At 60.4% G+C, this 16,693-nt stretch carries 17 protein-coding genes; 10 read left to right on the top strand and 7 right to left on the bottom strand.

The genetic code is table 11. The annotated features are described in order from the left end of the window. Positions 1–3 precede the first annotated feature (3 nt). The 7 genes from AC1RQK_RS17815 to AC1RQK_RS17785 all read left to right on the top strand — a co-directional run bounded on the left by AC1RQK_RS17815 (position 4) and on the right by AC1RQK_RS17785 (position 6,109). Entirely contained in the window at positions 4–1,707 is a 1,704-nt protein-coding gene (locus AC1RQK_RS17815; RefSeq protein ID WP_492810211.1) for an FAD-dependent oxidoreductase, read from the top strand. Continuing rightward, the gene (locus tag AC1RQK_RS17810; RefSeq protein ID WP_492810209.1) at positions 1,704–2,045 is read left to right on the top strand and encodes an NIPSNAP family protein; all 342 of its coding nucleotides are present in this window, start codon (positions 1,704–1,706) and stop codon (positions 2,043–2,045) included. The genes AC1RQK_RS17815 and AC1RQK_RS17810 overlap by 4 nt, the downstream gene beginning before the upstream one ends. A 123-nt stretch (positions 2,046–2,168) precedes the next feature. Beyond that, the gene (locus AC1RQK_RS17805; protein ID WP_492810207.1) at positions 2,169–3,158 is read left to right on the top strand and encodes a Bug family tripartite tricarboxylate transporter substrate binding protein; all 990 of its coding nucleotides are present in this window, start codon (positions 2,169–2,171) and stop codon (positions 3,156–3,158) included. Positions 3,159–3,354: 196 nt separating this feature from the next. After that, a complete protein-coding gene (locus AC1RQK_RS17800) occupies positions 3,355–4,530 on the top strand; it encodes a thiolase family protein (protein ID WP_492810205.1) in 1,176 nt (391 codons plus the stop codon). Between the two features lie 3 nt (positions 4,531–4,533). After that, on the top strand, positions 4,534–4,935 hold the full coding sequence (locus tag AC1RQK_RS17795; RefSeq protein ID WP_492810203.1) for a Zn-ribbon domain-containing OB-fold protein: 402 nt from the start codon (positions 4,534–4,536) through the stop codon (positions 4,933–4,935). A 10-nt stretch (positions 4,936–4,945) separates the two neighbouring features. Further along, complete coding sequence (locus AC1RQK_RS17790) at positions 4,946–5,743, top strand: enoyl-CoA hydratase/isomerase family protein (protein WP_492810201.1); 798 nt, start codon at positions 4,946–4,948, stop codon at positions 5,741–5,743. A gap of 87 nt (positions 5,744–5,830) precedes the next feature. After that, positions 5,831–6,109, top strand: a complete 279-nt coding sequence (locus AC1RQK_RS17785) for a tripartite tricarboxylate transporter substrate-binding protein (RefSeq protein WP_492810199.1) — start codon at positions 5,831–5,833, stop codon at positions 6,107–6,109. Between the two features lie 125 nt (positions 6,110–6,234). Here the strand turns inward: AC1RQK_RS17785 and AC1RQK_RS17780 are convergent, their stop codons facing one another. Next, entirely contained in the window at positions 6,235–7,350 is a 1,116-nt protein-coding gene (locus tag AC1RQK_RS17780; protein ID WP_492810197.1) for a porin, read from the bottom strand. 298 nt (positions 7,351–7,648) lie between these two features. Here AC1RQK_RS17780 and AC1RQK_RS17775 point away from each other — a divergent pair, with 298 nt between their 5' ends. The 3 genes from AC1RQK_RS17775 to AC1RQK_RS17765 all read left to right on the top strand — a co-directional run bounded on the left by AC1RQK_RS17775 (position 7,649) and on the right by AC1RQK_RS17765 (position 9,945). Then, positions 7,649–8,017, top strand: coding sequence for a hypothetical protein (locus AC1RQK_RS17775; protein ID WP_492810195.1), 369 nt, complete (start codon positions 7,649–7,651; stop codon positions 8,015–8,017). A gap of 208 nt (positions 8,018–8,225) precedes the next feature. Next, complete coding sequence (locus AC1RQK_RS17770; RefSeq protein ID WP_492810193.1) at positions 8,226–8,732, top strand: hypothetical protein; 507 nt, start codon at positions 8,226–8,228, stop codon at positions 8,730–8,732. 199 nt (positions 8,733–8,931) lie between these two features. After that, positions 8,932–9,945, top strand: coding sequence for an AraC family transcriptional regulator (locus tag AC1RQK_RS17765; protein WP_492810191.1), 1,014 nt, complete (start codon positions 8,932–8,934; stop codon positions 9,943–9,945). Here AC1RQK_RS17765 and AC1RQK_RS17760 read toward each other — a convergent pair. The 6 genes from AC1RQK_RS17760 to AC1RQK_RS17735 form a co-directional block, all read right to left on the bottom strand. Beyond that, on the bottom strand, positions 9,942–10,736 hold the full coding sequence (locus tag AC1RQK_RS17760; RefSeq protein ID WP_492810189.1) for an SDR family NAD(P)-dependent oxidoreductase: 795 nt from the start codon (positions 10,734–10,736) through the stop codon (positions 9,942–9,944). The two genes, AC1RQK_RS17765 and AC1RQK_RS17760, sit on opposite strands and share 4 nt — an antisense overlap. A 34-nt stretch (positions 10,737–10,770) precedes the next feature. After that, complete coding sequence (locus tag AC1RQK_RS17755) at positions 10,771–12,192, bottom strand: aldehyde dehydrogenase family protein (protein ID WP_492810187.1); 1,422 nt, start codon at positions 12,190–12,192, stop codon at positions 10,771–10,773. Between the two features lie 8 nt (positions 12,193–12,200). Next, a complete protein-coding gene (locus tag AC1RQK_RS17750) occupies positions 12,201–13,484 on the bottom strand; it encodes a cytochrome P450 (RefSeq protein ID WP_492810185.1) in 1,284 nt (427 codons plus the stop codon). Positions 13,485–13,509: 25 nt separating this feature from the next. Next, positions 13,510–14,496, bottom strand: coding sequence for a PDR/VanB family oxidoreductase (locus AC1RQK_RS17745; RefSeq protein WP_492810183.1), 987 nt, complete (start codon positions 14,494–14,496; stop codon positions 13,510–13,512). 426 nt (positions 14,497–14,922) lie between these two features. Next, on the bottom strand, positions 14,923–15,855 hold the full coding sequence (locus AC1RQK_RS17740) for an electron transfer flavoprotein subunit alpha/FixB family protein (protein WP_492810181.1): 933 nt from the start codon (positions 15,853–15,855) through the stop codon (positions 14,923–14,925). Positions 15,856–15,872: 17 nt separating this feature from the next. Then, positions 15,873–16,622: an electron transfer flavoprotein subunit beta/FixA family protein gene (locus AC1RQK_RS17735; RefSeq protein ID WP_492810179.1), complete on the bottom strand. Its 750-nt coding sequence runs from the start codon at positions 16,620–16,622 to the stop codon at positions 15,873–15,875. Positions 16,623–16,693 lie beyond the last annotated feature (71 nt).

Raw genomic sequence — 16,693 nt, 5'->3', positions numbered from 1 at the left:
GCTATGTCTGAACAACTCGCATACGACCTGGTCGTCATTGGCTCCGGCGCCGCAGGCCTGGCTTGCGCCATTACCGCGCGCAAACAGGGCATGAATGTCGTGGTACTGGAGAAGGAACCTGTCTTTGGCGGCACGACCGCCCTGTCAGGTGGCGTCCTGTGGGTGCCTCTCACCCATCATGGCTTGAAGCAAAACCCCAAAGATTCGATCGAAGCGGTTCAGGAGTTCCTGCGCAGCGAAACAGGCACCTTCTACGACGAGGCCGTCGCGAAGGCGTTCATTGAAGCCGGCCCGGAAATGGTCAATTTCTTTGAACGCGAGACAGACATGAAGTTCGTACCGACGCTGTACCCGGACTATCATCCGATTGCTCCCGGCGGCGTCGATGTCGGAAGATCCATCCTTGCTGCCCCCTTTGACATCAGGGGGCTTGGCAAGGATATGCCGAGACTCAAGCCACCTTTGAAGACCATCACCTTCATGGGGATGATGTTCAACTCGTCCAACGCTGACCTCAAGCACTTCTTCCGCGCCACCAAGTCTTTCCGGTCTTTCCTCTATGTGGCATGGCGTCTCGCGAATCACGTCAAGGAAATCGCGATTTACCGGCGAGCGATACATGTAACGAGTGGCAATGCACTGGCCGCCCGTCTCGCCAAGTCTGCCCTGGACCTGGGCATCCCTATCCTGACAGATACCCCCGCGTCTCAGCTGATCAGTCAGGGAGACCGCGTAATGGGCGTTGTTGCAAAGACCAGGGATGGCGAGAAGTCGTTCATGGCGCGTCACGGCGTCGTACTCGCATGTGGAGGATTTCCGCACGACCTCAAACGGATCGGCGCCGCGTATCCCCATCTGCGCCGCGGCCATCAACACCTTTCGCCAACGCCGAAGGGCAATACAGGTGACGGGGTGGCCATGGCCGAAACGGCAGGCGGCCACGCTGACATCCGATACACGTCGCCCGCAGCTTGGATGCCCGTGACCAAAGTCGATTTCGGCAATGGCGAGATTGGCGTATTCCCCCACTTGCTGGATCGCTACAAGCCCGGCGTCATTGGTGTGCTGAGCCACGGGGGGCGGTTCACCAACGAGTCCAATTCGTATCACGACGTGGGCTCCGCGATGATCAAAGCCTGCGAAAACCTCAAAGAGACGGCCATGTGGCTCGTCTGCGATCGAGAGACTCTCGGCAAATATGGGCTAGGCTATGTGAAACCCGCGCCGATGCCGATCGGAAAATTTATCCGAAATGGCTACCTCTTCCGTGGCGACACGCTGGAGGACCTGGCGCGCGCAACAGGCATCGATGCTGCCGGCCTAGTCCAGACCGTCCACGGGTACAACAAGTCAGCCGAAGCCGGACAAGATCCTGAATTCGGCCGAGGAACGACTTCGTTCAATCGATTCCTGGGCGACCCGGATCACAAGCCGAACCCCTGTGTCGCCCCCATAAAGAAGGCACCGTTCTACGCCATCAAGCTGGTCATGGGCGACCTCGGAACCTTTGACGGGTTGACCACAAGCGTTGTAGGCGAAGTGCTCAAGAAAGATGGGGCACCGATCCCGGGGCTCTACGCCGTCGGAAACGACCGTGCAAGCATGATGGGCGGCAACTATCCCGGCGCGGGCATTACCCACGGACCCAACATGACCTTCGCTTACATCACTGGCAAGCACATCGCCAAGCAGGCGGGGGCGGCGTGACCACCAGGAAGAGAGTCCTTGTGGACCATCGGGTCTACACCATTGCCCTGCGAAAGTTGCCGGAGTTCCTCGACGTCTTCCACCGGCTCGCCATGCCGATTCTGATGGAGACCCTCGGGCATCCGCTAGGGTTTTACACCAGCATGGTGGGCCCGCAGAACCAGTTCATCCATCTGTGGGCTTACGAGGACCTCACCGACTACGAGAACCGGTGCCGGGCCCGAGATAGCCACCCTCGCTTTGGGGAATATCTCGCGGCATCCGGTCACCTCATCACGGCACAGGAAACACGGCTAATCCGGATGACGGATATCCCACAGCTCCCATCCACGCAGTGAGCGGGAGGCGATGGGGCTGATTTTGCTTGAACAGACAGGCCGCTGGACGACGTGTCACGCCTGCCGACACCTTACCGGCTTCCGGCCTCGCAGCCCGCAATAATGAACAAAACGGAGACAACGATGGCAACCCAACCCCACAGGCAGCGCAGGATTCTCACCGCTACGGTGGGCGCCTTGTTCGTCAGCGCAAGCACGACGGTCATGGCGCAGTCCAAGGACTTTCCGACCAAGCCCATCCGCTTGGTCGTGCCGACCGCCGCCGGCGGAAACCTGGACCTCATGGCACGCATCCTCGGCGAACACATGAGCAAGGCCTGGGGACAACAAATCGTTGTCGATTCGAAGCCGGGCGCAAACACGATGCTGGCCACCAGTGCCGTGGCCAGGTCGCCGGCAGATGGCTATACGGCGCTACTTACCGTGAGCGGCTTCGTGCAGAACCTCGTGCTCCAGCCCAACCCGCCGTACAAGGCGAGCGACCTGATCCCCGTGTCCCAAGTCGCCTGGTTGCCCGTTGCGTTGGCGTCGAGCACGAAGCTGCCCGCCACGGATCTGGCGAGCATCATCAAACTCGCCAAGGCGCAACCGGACAAATTCAGCTTCGGCAGCTACGGCATGGGTTCCGGGGGGCATATTATCGGCGAGGGCTTGAACCACCTCGCAGGCGTGAAGATCAAGCATGTCGCCTACAAGGGGGAATCCCCTGCCTTCACGGATCTCGTTGGCGGCAATATTGAACTGGCTTACGGATCGGTAGGACTCTACGCGCATCAAATGAGTGGCGGAAAGGTTCGACTATTGGCCGTCGCGAGCACGAAGCGGCTCAAGACCTTTCCCGACGTCCCCACCTTCGCGGAAGCGGGATATCCTGACATCAACATCCCGGGATGGGGCGGCATCTTCCTGCCAGCTGGTACGCCTGCGGCGATCGTCGAGAAGTTTAGCCAGGAAATTCGACGTGTCGTCGCCCTGCCCGACGTTCAGAGGAAGATCCTCGAAATGGGATTCGAGCCGACCGTCACGACCAGCGCTCAGTTTTCGGAACTCATTGCGAGCGATATCAAACGCTGGGGCAAGATCGTTCTCGACAACAACATCAAGCTAGACTAGCCACACGCCGGCTTCCGGCCGCAAGAGCCCAGCGGATCGTTCGTTCCGCCGGGCTCTTTGTCTTTCCAGCTCCACCACCTTCGCATCCATCTTCGTGCGCTTGCCTCGCCCCCGCCATTGTTCGCCCCTCCCCTCTATTGCATATGGTTGAACCAATGATATTATCGATGTGGAGACAGATCCAAACGGAGCAAACATGACCATCAAAGGCAAGGCATGCATTGTGGGCGCTTACGAGCACCCCACACGCAAAGCACCAGACAAGACCGTCGCCCAGTTGCACGCCGAATGCGCGAAAGGCGCGCTCGAGGACGCCGGGCTGACCCTTCAAGACGTGGACGGCTATTTCTGCGCCGGCGATGCCCCCGGACTGGGGGCAAACAGCATGGCCGACTACTTGGGCCTGACGCATCTTCGCTACGTAGACACCACGGATACAGGTGGCTCCGCCTACCTGATTCACGTATCGCACGCCGCGCAGGCGATTGCTGCCGGCAAGTGCAATGTCGCACTCATTACGCTCGCCGGGCGCCCTCGTACTGAAGGGGCGAGCGGCGTCGGCGTTGGCGCGCGACTCGTCACCGCGTCTACGCCAGACGTGCCGTGGGAAATGCCGTATGCGCCCGTGACGGTCAACATGTATGCCCTGGCAGCCGCACGGCATATGTACGAATTTGGCACCACTTCCGAGCAACTCGCTTGGATCAAGGTGGCCGCAGCAGCCCATGCACAGCACAACCCCCATGCGATGCTGCGAGAACCGGTGACGGTGGAAGACGTTCTCGCATCCCCGTTGATCGCCGATCCTCTCCATAAACTGGATTGCTGCGTGGTCAGCGACGGCGGTGGTGCGCTCGTCGTGGCACGACCGGAGATCGCCCGACGACTGCAACGGCCCATCGTCAACGTACTGGGCGCAGGCGAAACGATCAAAGGCCAACTAGGCGGCAATGTCGACTTGACCTGGTCCGGGGCGGCCATCTCCGGACCCGCCGCGTTCGAAGAGGCAGGCGTCAGGCCATCAGACATCCAGTACGCCTCCATCTATGACAGCTTCACAATCACGGTCCTAATGCAACTGGAAGACCTCGGATTCTGCAAGAAAGGCGAAGGTGGCAACTTTGTGGCGGACGGCAACCTCATCTCTGGGGTAGGCAAGCTCCCGTTCAACACGGATGGCGGCGGCCTGTGCAACAACCATCCTGCCAATCGTGGCGGCATTACCAAGGTCATCGAAGCTGTCCGGCAACTCCGCGGTGAGGCCCACCCGAAGGTCCAGGTAGCCAATTGCGGCCTGGCCCTCGCACAAGGTACGGGCGGTCTGCTCGGATCGCGGCATGGCAGCGCAACATTAATTCTGGAAAGGGAATGAGCAATGAGCACCCCCTACGTTGAACGCCCGCTTTCGCCTCCGCTGACTGACGCCAGTACCGAGCACTACTGGCGCCTTGCTCGGGAAGGTGTTCTGAGCACGAAACGATGCAAGTCCTGCAGCAAGCTGCATTGGTACCCCCGCGCGCTGTGCCCCTTCTGTCAGGGTGACACCGAGTGGGAAGGCCTGTCCGGACAAGGAACCATCTACAGCGTGAGCGTTACCCGCAAGGCTGGCCCCACGCCCTACGCCATTGCCTACGTCACACTCGACGAAGGGCCAACAATGCTCACTAACATCGTCGATTGCGACCTGGACACCCTGACAATCGGCCAACGCGTCAAGGTTTGCTTCAAACCGGCCGAGGGCGACGATGCCGTCATCCCAATGTTCACCCCGGTATAGCGAGCCCCTCATGGAAACTCTCGCCTTCGAAGTCATCAACCGCGTCGGATGGATCCGGCTGACCCGATCCAAAAAGCACAACCCATTTGACGCGGAGTTGCGTTCCGAACTGATCTCGGTCCTCGAGCGCGCCCGCAGCGACTCGGAGATTCGTGCACTCGTCCTGATCAGTGAACCGGGCTCGTTTTGCGCCGGCGGCAACTTGCAGTTGTTGCGTGAACATGTCGATTCAGGTCCGGCATACTGGCAACATCGCATCAAGGAAGGTCTGCGCTTCATTCACGACATGTTGAGCCTGGGAAAACCAGTGATCGCTGCAGTGGATGGTCCAGCCTTCGGCGCAGGCTTTGCGCTGGCGCTGGCGGCAGACATGGTCATTGCCACCCCGCGCGCCCGATTCTCCATGGCGTATTTGCGATTGGGCCTCGTACCAGATTTGGGTGCGCTGTACCTGTTGCCGCGGGCCGTGGGTCTGCAACGCGCGAAGGCGTTGATGTTCTCGACCCGGGAGCTTTGCGCAGACGAAGCGCAGCGAATGGGCCTTGTCATGGAAGTTCAGCCGAGCGACGCCCTGGAAGACCGGGTGCGCGATATCGCGGAAAGCCTGACGCACGCCGCCCCGGCGGCTCTGGCTTTGACCAAAGACGCCCTGAATGCGTCCTTGGATGTTGACCAGCAGTCGATGTTCAGTCTGGAGGCTGCAAGCCAGGCCGCCGCTTTTTCCGCGCCCGAGCCTCGGATCGCCATCGATGCCATGTTGGCCAAACGCACGCCGCCCTTCCGCGGCGTCCCGCCTGCCTCAACGTGATCGCCGAGCGCGCAGGCCCACGGGGCTGCGCGCCAGGCACCATCCCACCCATATCGCTCACTTACGCAGGGGAGCAATGCCTGCGACTTGGGTGGCCTCCCGGCTAAGAAAATCCGTCCGATCACATCCCGCAACGCGAGGGACAACCGCTGCTTTGCGCCCGCGGGAACGCCGAAGGCCATTGTCGAGCAATTGCATGCGGCCATCACAAGCGCCTCGAGTTCGCCCGAATTCCAACGCCAGATGCTCGACAATGGTCTCGAAGTCGCACCTCCCCTGTCACCCGAGCAATTCGGCGCGCTCATGCGCAAATCGCATGCGGAATGGCTAGCCATCAAACAGGCGAGCGCGATCCGCGTCGACTAATTCGTCATTAGGCGCCATCCTGCCGCGACAGTGCCTAAAGGTGCGGCGGGCACGAGCATCCGCTTACGACGAGCAAAAAAAAAGGGCGCCTCACGGCGCCCCAAAGCATGAATTCGAAACGCGATTCAGAAGATGTGGCGGATACCAATGGCCGCCCCCACCTGGCTGCTCTTGCCCGCACCGAGCAGGTAGCTGCCGCTGGTGGCAGTGGTTGCTATCCCGCCGAATGCCAAGGCAGCGTTCTTGGCGTATGCGGTCGTCAGATAGACATTGGTCCGTTTCGAGAAGTCGTAGCTCGCCATGAAGCTAACCTGATAGGGGCTGTTGCGATCGACTTCTGCGCCGTTGTACTGGGCGCGAATGGTGTGCAGCTTGTCGTAGTAGTAGGCCAGCGTCAAATTGACTTTCGGGGCGGCCTGATAGTTGATACCAAACCAGAGGAAATCGTCTCGAAACGCCACCGAGCCGTTCGAAAACTCGTTGCGCCCCCAGCGATAGCCACCAGACAGCCGAATCGGACCCATGTTGTAGCCAGCCGCAATCGCGGCCTTACGGAAGTTCCCGATGCCCGTGTCGCCGAGCGCCGTCAGCGTGGGATAAAACTGGTCATACGCGACCGACATGCCAAAGTTGCCAGGCGAGTACTCCAGGGACGCGCCGTAGCCTGCGTTTGCGCGGAACTGCCCCGGAGTCTCGCCCGCCCCAAAGACCCCGTTGCCGAACGTCCAGTGCGCACGCGCCGAAATCGCGCCCCGCTCAATGAGATAGTTCAGACTGTTGTCGTTGCGCAGGTTCATCCCGATGAGCAGCCCCAACGGCTCGTACATCGGCGCGTACGCGGTGGGGGAATAGTTGGCCAGGCCACGAAACAGGGTGCTGTACTGCCGACCGAACGTCAGCGTGCCATAGGTCGCGCTGCTCAGGCCCACGAATGTCTGCCGGTCATAGAGCTTGGCGGCGTTAAATTGCGTGCCCGTATCGGTGGAGAAGCCACCTTCCACAGTAAACACCGCCTTGAGGCCGCCGCCGAGATCTTCCGTTCCACGCATGCCCCAGCGATTGCTTGCAAAGCCCCCGCCGCTATTGCGCAAGGCGCTGCCGGATACACCACTGGTATTCGTAAGCTTGTTCACATACTCGATATTCGAGTCAATGACGCCATACAGGGTCACACTGGCATTGGCATGCCACGCAGCCCCGGACAACCCAACGGCTGTCAGAGCAAGCATCGTTTTCTTCACCTTGTCTCCTCCGGTTCTCTTTCGTCATCTCGCGAGCAATGCCTCGCTAAGAGCTTCAGGCGCTGGACTTGTCTGATGCCGTCCGTTCGCTTCGACGGATTAAATAGCATTGGTTGAACCATAGGTATAGTGGAAAACCCGATCGATGTTCTCATTGGTTCAACCACTGCTATTATGAGGGGGTGAGTTGGTGCGTCGCGCGCCCGCGTTGGCACATCAGGGCTCGCCCCTTACCCCTCTCGGTGCCCCAATCGCCATCTCAGTATTGCCACCCTTAGCTTGCTTAAGCCCCGACGCCATGAATGAACTTGACCACGCCTCCATCAAGCACGAGATCCGATTTCTGGCCTCAGAAGTGGGCCTGCCCGCGGAAGCGAACAAAGAAACACGGTCTTCCCTGCTCAAAGACCTGCGTACGCTGACTAGGTCAATCATCAGCGCCTCCCCAACCCTGACGCAGACGCAGCGTCGCGCCCTACTGGTTTCCGCCGTGGACGAGTCAGTCTCGGAAGGGGATTTTCAATCGTCGGTGCTGTTAATGGCGGCGGGCAGTGAACTGTCGATCCGTTGGCCGAATGCCATGATTCAGTCTCTGATCCAAGAAGTCGGCAGACAGAGCCAGCTATTCCGCTATGTGTTCTGGATGGTCGTCAGGCGTTCGACATGAAGCATGGCGCGTGCGCCTTTCCCTAAACGTTTTCAGGAGTTGTTTTGTGCCTAAATGGATAACGACATCCGAGAGCATTGCGTTGAACGTCAGAGGTTCGGTGGCCCTCCATGCTGTCGGAGGGAGTCCCAGCGGCGGTCATCGAAAACGCGGCGCTCAGTGTCGGAATGCCGGTCGGCCCCCCCTAGCCGTCATGGACGAGACATCGATGGCGCTCAGTTTGTCCGTCAAGAAGCAGACCGAGCAAGACTTGGCTGCCTTGGGCAAGACCATGCCCTCGCACCCAGGCTGGGCGGTCATTTCGCGCATGGCCGAGGGCTTGAACCGCCCCGGCAGGGCTGGCGGCGGCGGATTCTACGAATACCGCAAGAACAAACCGAAGCACCTTTGGTCGGGCCTCACCCAGGAGTTTGGTAAGGCAGACGTCGAGTTCTCGCTGGAGGATCTGCGCGACCGGATTCTCTACATCCAGGCCATTGAAGCAATCCGCATTATGGAGGAAGGCGTTATCGAGACAACGCGCGACGCCAACATCGGTTCCATCCTCGGCATCGGCTTCCCCCGCTGGACCGGTGGCGTCATTCAGTTCGTGAACATGACTGGCACCCGCCGGTGCGCTGAACGCGCCGCGGAGCTCGCGAAGCGATTCGGCGAACGTTTCAGCCCGCCACCCCTGCTTGTCCACAAGGCTGAACGTAACGAGCGTTTCGAGTAATGAAGGAACGGCCGTGGGATTGGACACGTCCTTGGTACCGGCAGACGCCTGGACGCGGACGGGGGAACATCCACCGGCCATCCATCTTTCCTACGAAATCGGCGTCGGTCAAACGCTCTAGGGTGGACCGATGCCAAGCCGATGTTCAAAAGCGTGCGACGTAGGTCCGATAATGCAACAGCACAGAAACTTAGCGGGCGTGGAAACGCAGGAAGGCATCCCACTGCTCTACTTGCTCGTCCTTCTCTATCCTGCGCAGGCAAGAGGCCACGACATTGACACGCTGCTTCGTCAATACGGGTTGCCGACAACGCTACAGGGCAATGCGACTCAAGACGTCTCACTGCTTCAATTCGCACGAGTCATGCGACGTTTGCAGCGTGCATTGCGCGACGAAATGATGGGCGTGTGCTCACGGGCGGTGCGCCCTGGGACGTTTTTGCTTGTCGCTCGGCAGATGCTTCTCAGCCCATCCCTCGGCGACGCGTTGCGCGTGGGTTGCAGTCTGTACCGGCTCGCCATCGACGAATTCTCGCCGCGTCTGCGTACAAAAGGCGAGGTGGCCTGCTTGGAAATTGTGGACAACAGTCCCGCCGGAACATATCGCTCCACCGGCCATTTGATCTTGCTGTATGGCGCCATCGGCCTGATGTCATGGCTGGTCCAAAGACCCATCGCGATCCACGAGGTGTCTCTTCGACAGTACTTTCTGGACGGCACTGCAGTATCTGCGCTCTTTCAGGCGCCCGTATGCCCCGGTAACAAGAGCCGGATCACGTTTGATGCGAGCCATCTCGATGACCGCGTCGTCACCGATCTTCGGGGCCTCCGGTCTTTCCTGCTGCACTGGCCCGCGCGGAGAATGGCGCTGTACTCCGAAGATATGCCCGTTGCGATACAGGTAAGGAAGCGTCTCTACCAGTGGGACGTAGCACGGCTACCGACTTCGGCAGAGTTGGCGGCAACCATGGGACTCACCGACAAGGGATTGCGCCGAAAGCTCTTCCAGGAAGGACAAAGCTTCCGGGCGATTATCGATGGGGTGCGTCGCGACGCGGCCATTCGTCTGCTCGACCAATCCAGGCTGACCGTAGCCGAAATCGGCATCCGCTTGGGCTTCTCCGAGCCTAGTGCATTTCACCGTGCATTCCGACGCTCCACCGGCCTGACACCGGTTCAGTACCGACGTCAAGACTCGGGCCGCGCGGACTAGGAGGCGCTGTACCCGCCATCGACAGTCAGTTCGGTACCGCTAATGAACTGCGATTCCTCCGCGCAGAGGAACGAGATGAGGTTAGCCACATCCGTCGGCTGGGCCCACCGACCCAGTGGCGTCTTTTGCGCGACGATGTCTGCCGCGGCACCTGCAGACGCCAGCGGAACTCCATGACTGATCATGTCCTGCATCGCTCCCATACCGAGCGGGGTCTCCACCAGCCCGGGATGAACGGAGTTGACGCGGATCCGGGCTTTACCGAACTCGATCGCCAAGGCTTTGCTCATCAGGCGTACCGCCCCCTTCGAGGTGCAGTACGCCGCGTGCATCCCGCCTCCCTTCTGCCCGAGGATCGAGCAAAGGTTGACAATGGAGGCGCTCCCATATTCGGACGCCGTCTTCGAAAGAAGCGAGTAGGACGCTTGGGAGCCAAGCCAGACACTGTCAACGTTGATCGCCTGCTGCCGACGGTACAGGGAAAAATCGGTCTCAAGGAACGGGCGCACCACCATGAGCCCGGCGCTGTTGACCAAGCCATCAAGCCGGTCCTCTGTCTCTTCAATGCACTGAATGACGCGCCGCCATGCACCCTCTTCCGTGACGTCGTGCAGCAGGCCAGTCGCGATGCCGCCAGCGGCGCGAATCATCGCCGCGGTCTTTTCCGCGCCGTCGTGGTTGAGGTCGGTGGCAAACACTTTGGCGCCCGCTGCACCCAAGGTCAGGGACGTTTGCCGGCCGATGCCACTTGCGGCGCCAGTTACCAAAATGACTTTGTTCTGAAGTTGCATAGCTATCTTCTCAATATGTATTCATCAGCGAGTTTCAGTTCGCACGTTTGACCGAAAGCGTCTGCGGCAACGTATATCCCGCCAGTCCTTCCTCCCCATTCTCGACACCCGCCCCGGATTGCTTGTGTCCGGCCATTGGGGTGTGAGGCGTGACCGCCTGTATCTGGTTGATCCAGACCGTTCCCGTCTGCAACTGGCTAGCGATCTCGAGGGCCACCGTCTCGTCGCGGCACCATACCGAGCCTGCCAGGCCGTACTCCGACGCATTGGCGCGGGCCACCACCTCGGCAACACTACTGAACTTCAGCAGCGGCAGGATTGGACCAAATGGCTCCTCCTTGACGATCCGCGCATCATCTGGCGGGTTGTCCACCAGCGTCACTGGGATGAAGTACCCAGGCCCGCTCACAACGTCGCCGCCGGCCAGGAACCTGAGATGGTTGTCCTTGCAGTCCTGAAGCAAGCCTTCGAGACGCTCAAATTGCCGGATGTTCTGTACTGGCCCGAGCTCAATGCCGTCTCGCTCGCCGGGCCCCATCGGTGTCTTCTCGGCCAGACGGACGAATGCCTCTGCCATACGGTCGTAGATGGAGTCGTGGATATACACGCGCTTTGCGGCAATGCAGATCTGTCCGCTATTGACGAAAGCTCCCCAGAACAGCCTTTCCGCCACGGTCTCGATATCGACGTCTGGCATGACAATCGCGGCGTCATTGCCGCCAAGTTCCAGAGTCAGCCGTTTGAGGCTTCCGGCCGCGCTCGCCATGACGCGCCTGCCCGTTGCCGTCGAGCCTGTGAAGGAGAGCTTGTCGAAGCCCGCATGTGCCGACATCCATGGGCCCAGTTCGTCCCCACCACTGACGACATTGAACACACCGGGCGGCAGCACATCGCGCAGTAGTTCTCCAAGACGCAGGGTCACCAGGGGCGTGAATGGCGACGGTTTGAGGACAAGCGTATTGCCGGTCAGCAGCGCCGGCGCAATCTTCCACGCGGCAAGGACGACCGGATAGTTCCAGGGCACCATGGCGCCCACGACACCCATCGGCACGCGCCGGGTCAAGACGTAGGCTTGAGGGTTGTCTTGGATCACCACATCAGGAAGGTTCATCCGTGCAAGCTCCGAGAACCAGTAAGCGGCGTTCGCCACTTCGGCCTTGGCGCGTGCCAGGGGCTTACCTTGCTCTCGCGTTAGCAGTCTCGCCAGCTCGTCCTGGTGTGTGACATAGACTGCTGCAATCCTCGTCAAATACGCCTGGCGCGTCGACCATGGCAACGCCGCCCATGCGGGCTGGGCTGCGCGCGCCGCCCGAACTGCGGCATCAAGCAGTTCTGGCTCGCAATCCGGCGCTTTTGCAAACACCTCGCCAGTGGCCGGATCAATTACATCAATCGAGCGCGCCGTACTGGCGGACTTGCCGCCGATAGTCAGCGTGAAGGGGTGCAGGGTATCCATTTGGGCGCTCATGCAGCAATTTCTCCGTGTGAGGGCGTGATCGCGCGCGCAGGCGTAACACGGATGTTCAGTGTTTTCAGACCACCAACCTGGTTGCTAGCGATGAATTCAGGATCGCCAACAACTTCGATACGCTCCGTGCGCGTCAGCAGTTCGGTAAAGAAGGCACGCATGCTGGCCCTCGCGAGATTTTGGCCCAGGCAGGCGTGAATCCCGAATCCGAATCCCACATGCTTGTTGGGGGAGCGATCGATGCGAAAACAGCGAGGATCGTCAAAAACCTCTTCGTCGAAATTCGCACTGTGATAGAACAAGGCGACCTCCTCCCCTGCCCGAATCGTCTTGCCTCGCAGCTCGAAATCTCGTGTCGCCGTGCGAACAAAATGCTTGACAGGGCTACCGTGGCGGAACATTTCCTCCACCGCCGTCTGCATCAGTTCGGGATGTGCACGAAGACGCTCCATCTCTCCCGGCTGTTTCAGGAGGTAGTAAAGGCCGCTGCCCATGGACGAACTCGTAGTGTCATGCCCCGCCGTCGCAAGGATGACGTAGTAGGAGACCGCTTCCATTAGGGGCAGCGGCTGGCCATCTACCGTCGCATGCGCGATCAGCGAGCCCAAGTCTTCCCTGAGCGGGGCCGCGCGCCGCTCGCCAAGCATCTTTCCGAAGTAGGAGAAGTACTCCTTGGCGACGGCGCTCTTGCCATTTGTATCGGCTCCGTCGCGCCGAAGCGTCGGATCCTTGGGTGCCAGGAATTGCTGCGTCAGCCGAAGCAGGTATGCGTGATCCTCCTCAGGTACCGCCAGCAGTGTCATGACAATCTGCAGCGGATACCAGACCGCAATCTCGCTGCAAAACTCGCACGCACCCTGTTTCTGGAGCAGTCTGTCCACCAGCGCGCGAGCGCGTTCCTGAATGATCGAGTCGAGTCGCTTGATGCTTGCGGGCATGAAATAGGACTGCGTGAGGCCTCGATACTTCTTGTGGTCGGGCTCGTCCATATGAATCATCGTTCGGACGAGCTTCCCGTTGGTGTTGGCCGTCTCCTCATTGCGGATCCGAAGCTCCACGTCATCGAGGATAAAGCTCTTTGGCGACGCGATGAAGACATCGGGATGTTTCCCAATTTCGACAATGTCGGACTGTTTTGTCACCGCCCAGAACGGCGGATGACTGGGCGCAGCCGTCCAGTGCAAGGGATCCTCCCGTCTCACCTGAGCAAACAGCTCATGCATCCGCTCTGGATCGGCATAAAGCTCGTGGCTTGCGAGTTCCTTGTCGATGTTCTGCATTTCCATTCTCGTCCCCTCAATGTGGTCAAAGGTCCAGCAACAGCTCTGGGGTTCTGGCGCGCGAGCGGCACGGCATAAAGCAGTCGTTGCGAGCCTTATCTTCATCGGTCAAATAGTGGTCGCGATGCTCGGGCACTCCATCGAGAACCGTGGTCGCGCAGGTGCCGCAAATTCCTTGCTCGCAGGACATCGAGAGGGAGATGCCCGCCTCCAGCAGTGCTGCCGCGGCGCTCACCCCACAAGGCACGTGCACCTTCTTCCCCGATGAGGACAGAATCAGATCGAAGGCAGTCTCATCGGCCAGGGCGTCGGGCTGTGTGGTGGGCGGAGCGAAGAACTCCCGATGTAGCTGGCGCTTGTCCCATCCGAGCGCTGCCGCCGTCGACAGGATGTGGTCGATAAATCCCGACGGACCGCAGACGTACACCTGGTCATCGGGGCCCCGCTGCTGCAATACCTTGCGCGCGTCGAATGGCGGTGCTTCCGGTGGCAGATCGTGATAGAAGCGGGTACGCGCCGAAAATCGGGTCTTTATCCGGGCCGTAAAGGCCGTTTTCGCCGCCTCACGTGTACAGTAATGGAGTTCAAACTCTCGATTGGCGTTTGCCAGCGTCTCAGCCATCGCCAGTAGCGGTGTAATCCCGATTCCGCCGGCGATAAGCAGTGTCCGGCCTTCGCCCGGTAGCAATTCGAATTCATTACGGGGGAAGCTGACCCTGACCAGTTGGCCGGGCTGGATCGCTTGATGCATGCCGACGGATCCGCCCCGTGAATCTTCCGTACGTAGGACCGCAATGAGATAGCGATGTCGCTCGGCTGGATCGTTGCACAGGGAGTACGCGCGCGATACACCAGGTGCAACGTCTACCAGGATATGCGCGCCAGCTTCAAAGGCCGGCAGTGGCGCTCCATCCGGATGCATCAACTCAAAGGACACAATGCCTTCCGCTTCCTGCCGCCTTGCTGCAAGCCTTAGCTCGAGGAAGGGTGTCTCACCTACAATGTCGTTCATCTTTGTCTCCATCCGATTTCGCTTCCGACCTTGGCCCGATGAGGCCGGAAAATGCGTGGAGATAGCTTAGAGTTCTTAGCGGGAGACGGCGATGACCGATTTGGTCAACTTTGCTGACCGAAATGCCTAACGCCGCGCGATGCCGATCGACTCTTGTTTCTTGTGGATCACCTATCAAGTCGACACGTAGCGACTCGAAGACATCGTCCGAATATCCATCCCGAAGCGACAGGGGCCTGGATTGACGACAACCCAAACTTCCTCGACATAGAAGCGCACGCCTAACAGGGCTCGCCGAGCAAAAGAAAAGCGGCGCCGTTCAGCGCCGCTGTAAGCCAGCAGGAGAAAGCTGGTTGAAGTCACCACCCGAAAACAATTGCAGACAGGTCCCTGCGGCAACGCGCGGGACGCCGTCAACCAAACACGTTAGAGTGCCCCCACCAGCTCGGGAACCACGGTGTTCAGGTCTCCCACCAGGCCGTAATCCGCCACCGAGAAGATCGGGGCTTCGGCGTCCTTGTTGATCGCCACGATCACCTTGGAATCCTTCATGCCGGCCAGATGCTGGATCGCGCCCGAGATACCGACGGCGATGTACAGCTGCGGCGCGACGATCTTGCCGGTCTGGCCTACCTGATAGTCGTTCGGCACGAAGCCGGCGTCGACTGCCGCGCGCGATGCACCCAGCGCAGCGCCCAGCTTGTCGGCCAGCGGCGTCAGCACCTTGGTGTAGTTCTCGCCCGACCCCACGCCGCGGCCACCCGAGACGATGATCTTGGCGGCGGTCAGCTCCGGACGGTCGCTCTTGGTCAGCTCGCGCGACACAAATTGCGACAGGCCCGCGTCGGCAACCGCCGGCAGCGTTTCCACGCTGGCCGAGCCGCCCTCAGCCGCAGCCTGGTCGAACGCCGTGCCGCGCACGGTGATCACCTTGATCTTGTCGGCCGACTTGACCGTGGCGATCGCGTTGCCGGCGTAGATCGGACGCTCGAACGTGTCGGGCGAATCGACCTTGGTGATGTCCGACAGTTGCGCCACATCGAGCTGGGCAGCCACGCGCGGCAGGATGTTCTTGCCCGAGGCGGTGGCCGGCGCGACGATATGCGAGTAGTCGCTGGCGATGGCCAGGATCTGCTCGGCGACGTTCTCGGCCAGGCTGTCGGCAAAGTACGGCGCATCGGCCAGCAGCACCTTCGCCACGCCGGCGATCTTCGCGGCGGCGTCGGCAGCGGCCTTGGCGTTCGAGCCGGCCACCAGCACGTGGACATCGCCGCCGCACTGGGCGGCTGCCGTCACGGCGTTCAGCGTGGCGGCCTTGATCGATTGATTGTCGTGTTCAGCAATGACAAGTGCAGTCATGTTCTATCTCCCCGCGCTCAGATAACCTTGGCTTCAGACTTCAGCTTTTGCACCAGCGTGGCAACGTCCGGCACCATCACGCCGGCGCTGCGCTTGGCAGGCTCGACGACCTTGACGGTGGACAGGCGCGGCTTCACGTCGACACCGAGGTCTTCCGGCTTGACGGTTTCCAGCGGCTTCTTCTTGGCCTTCATGATGTTCGGCAGCGTCACGTAGCGCGGCTCGTTCAGGCGCAGGTCGGTGGTCACCACGGCCGGCAGCTTGACCGACACGGTTTCCAGACCGCCATCCACTTCCCGCGTGACCGACGCCTTGCCGTCAGCAACCACCACCTTCGAGGCGAACGTGGCTTGCGGCAGCCCGGCCAGTGCGGCCACCATCTGGCCGGTCTGGTTCGAGTCGTCGTCGATGGCCTGCTTGCCCAGGATCACCAGGCTCGGCTGTTCCTTGTCGATCAGCGCCTTGAGCAGCTTGGCCACGGCCAGCGGCTGCAGGTCTTCATTCGATTCCACCAGGATGCCGCGGTCGGCACCGATGGCCATCGCGGTACGCAGGGTTTCCTGGCACTGCGACGTTCCGCAAGAAACCGCGACCACTTCCGTCGCCACCCCCGCCTCTTTCAGACGCACGGCTTCCTCGACTGCGATCTCATCAAAGGGATTGGCACTCATCTTGATGTTGGCCAAGTCGACGCCCGAACCATCCGACTTCACGCGGACCTTGACGTTGGAGTCCACCACTCGCTTCACTGCGACAAGTATCTTCACTGCTTCACCTATCAGACTTCGTTTAACTTGTGTGACGGCCCCGCTCGCTTCCATCTATGCCACGGGGAGTC

The organism is Cupriavidus sp. GW822-FHT02D05, from assembly GCF_058802485.1.
Note: the sequence above shows the minus strand (reverse complement) of the source record. Positions and strands in the feature narration are given on the sequence as shown.

Bases quoted from the DNA above. Each gene is read 5' to 3' on its own strand.
- AC1RQK_RS17815 (WP_492810211.1), top strand. From the start codon at position 4: ATGTCTGAACAACTCGCATACGACCTGGTCGTCATTGGCTCCGGCGCC.
- AC1RQK_RS17770 (WP_492810193.1), top strand. From the start codon at position 8,226: ATGGCGCTCAGTTTGTCCGTCAAGAAGCAGACCGAGCAAGACTTGGCT.
- AC1RQK_RS17805 (WP_492810207.1), top strand. From the start codon at position 2,169: ATGGCAACCCAACCCCACAGGCAGCGCAGGATTCTCACCGCTACGGTG.
- AC1RQK_RS17760 (WP_492810189.1), bottom strand. From the start codon at position 10,736: ATGCAACTTCAGAACAAAGTCATTTTGGTAACTGGCGCCGCAAGTGGC.
- AC1RQK_RS17795 (WP_492810203.1), top strand. From the start codon at position 4,534: ATGAGCACCCCCTACGTTGAACGCCCGCTTTCGCCTCCGCTGACTGAC.
- AC1RQK_RS17800 (WP_492810205.1), top strand. From the start codon at position 3,355: ATGACCATCAAAGGCAAGGCATGCATTGTGGGCGCTTACGAGCACCCC.
- AC1RQK_RS17740 (WP_492810181.1), bottom strand. From the start codon at position 15,855: ATGACTGCACTTGTCATTGCTGAACACGACAATCAATCGATCAAGGCC.
- AC1RQK_RS17790 (WP_492810201.1), top strand. From the start codon at position 4,946: ATGGAAACTCTCGCCTTCGAAGTCATCAACCGCGTCGGATGGATCCGG.
- AC1RQK_RS17755 (WP_492810187.1), bottom strand. From the start codon at position 12,192: ATGGATACCCTGCACCCCTTCACGCTGACTATCGGCGGCAAGTCCGCC.
- AC1RQK_RS17750 (WP_492810185.1), bottom strand. From the start codon at position 13,484: ATGCAGAACATCGACAAGGAACTCGCAAGCCACGAGCTTTATGCCGAT.
- AC1RQK_RS17745 (WP_492810183.1), bottom strand. From the start codon at position 14,496: ATGAACGACATTGTAGGTGAGACACCCTTCCTCGAGCTAAGGCTTGCA.
- AC1RQK_RS17775 (WP_492810195.1), top strand. From the start codon at position 7,649: ATGAATGAACTTGACCACGCCTCCATCAAGCACGAGATCCGATTTCTG.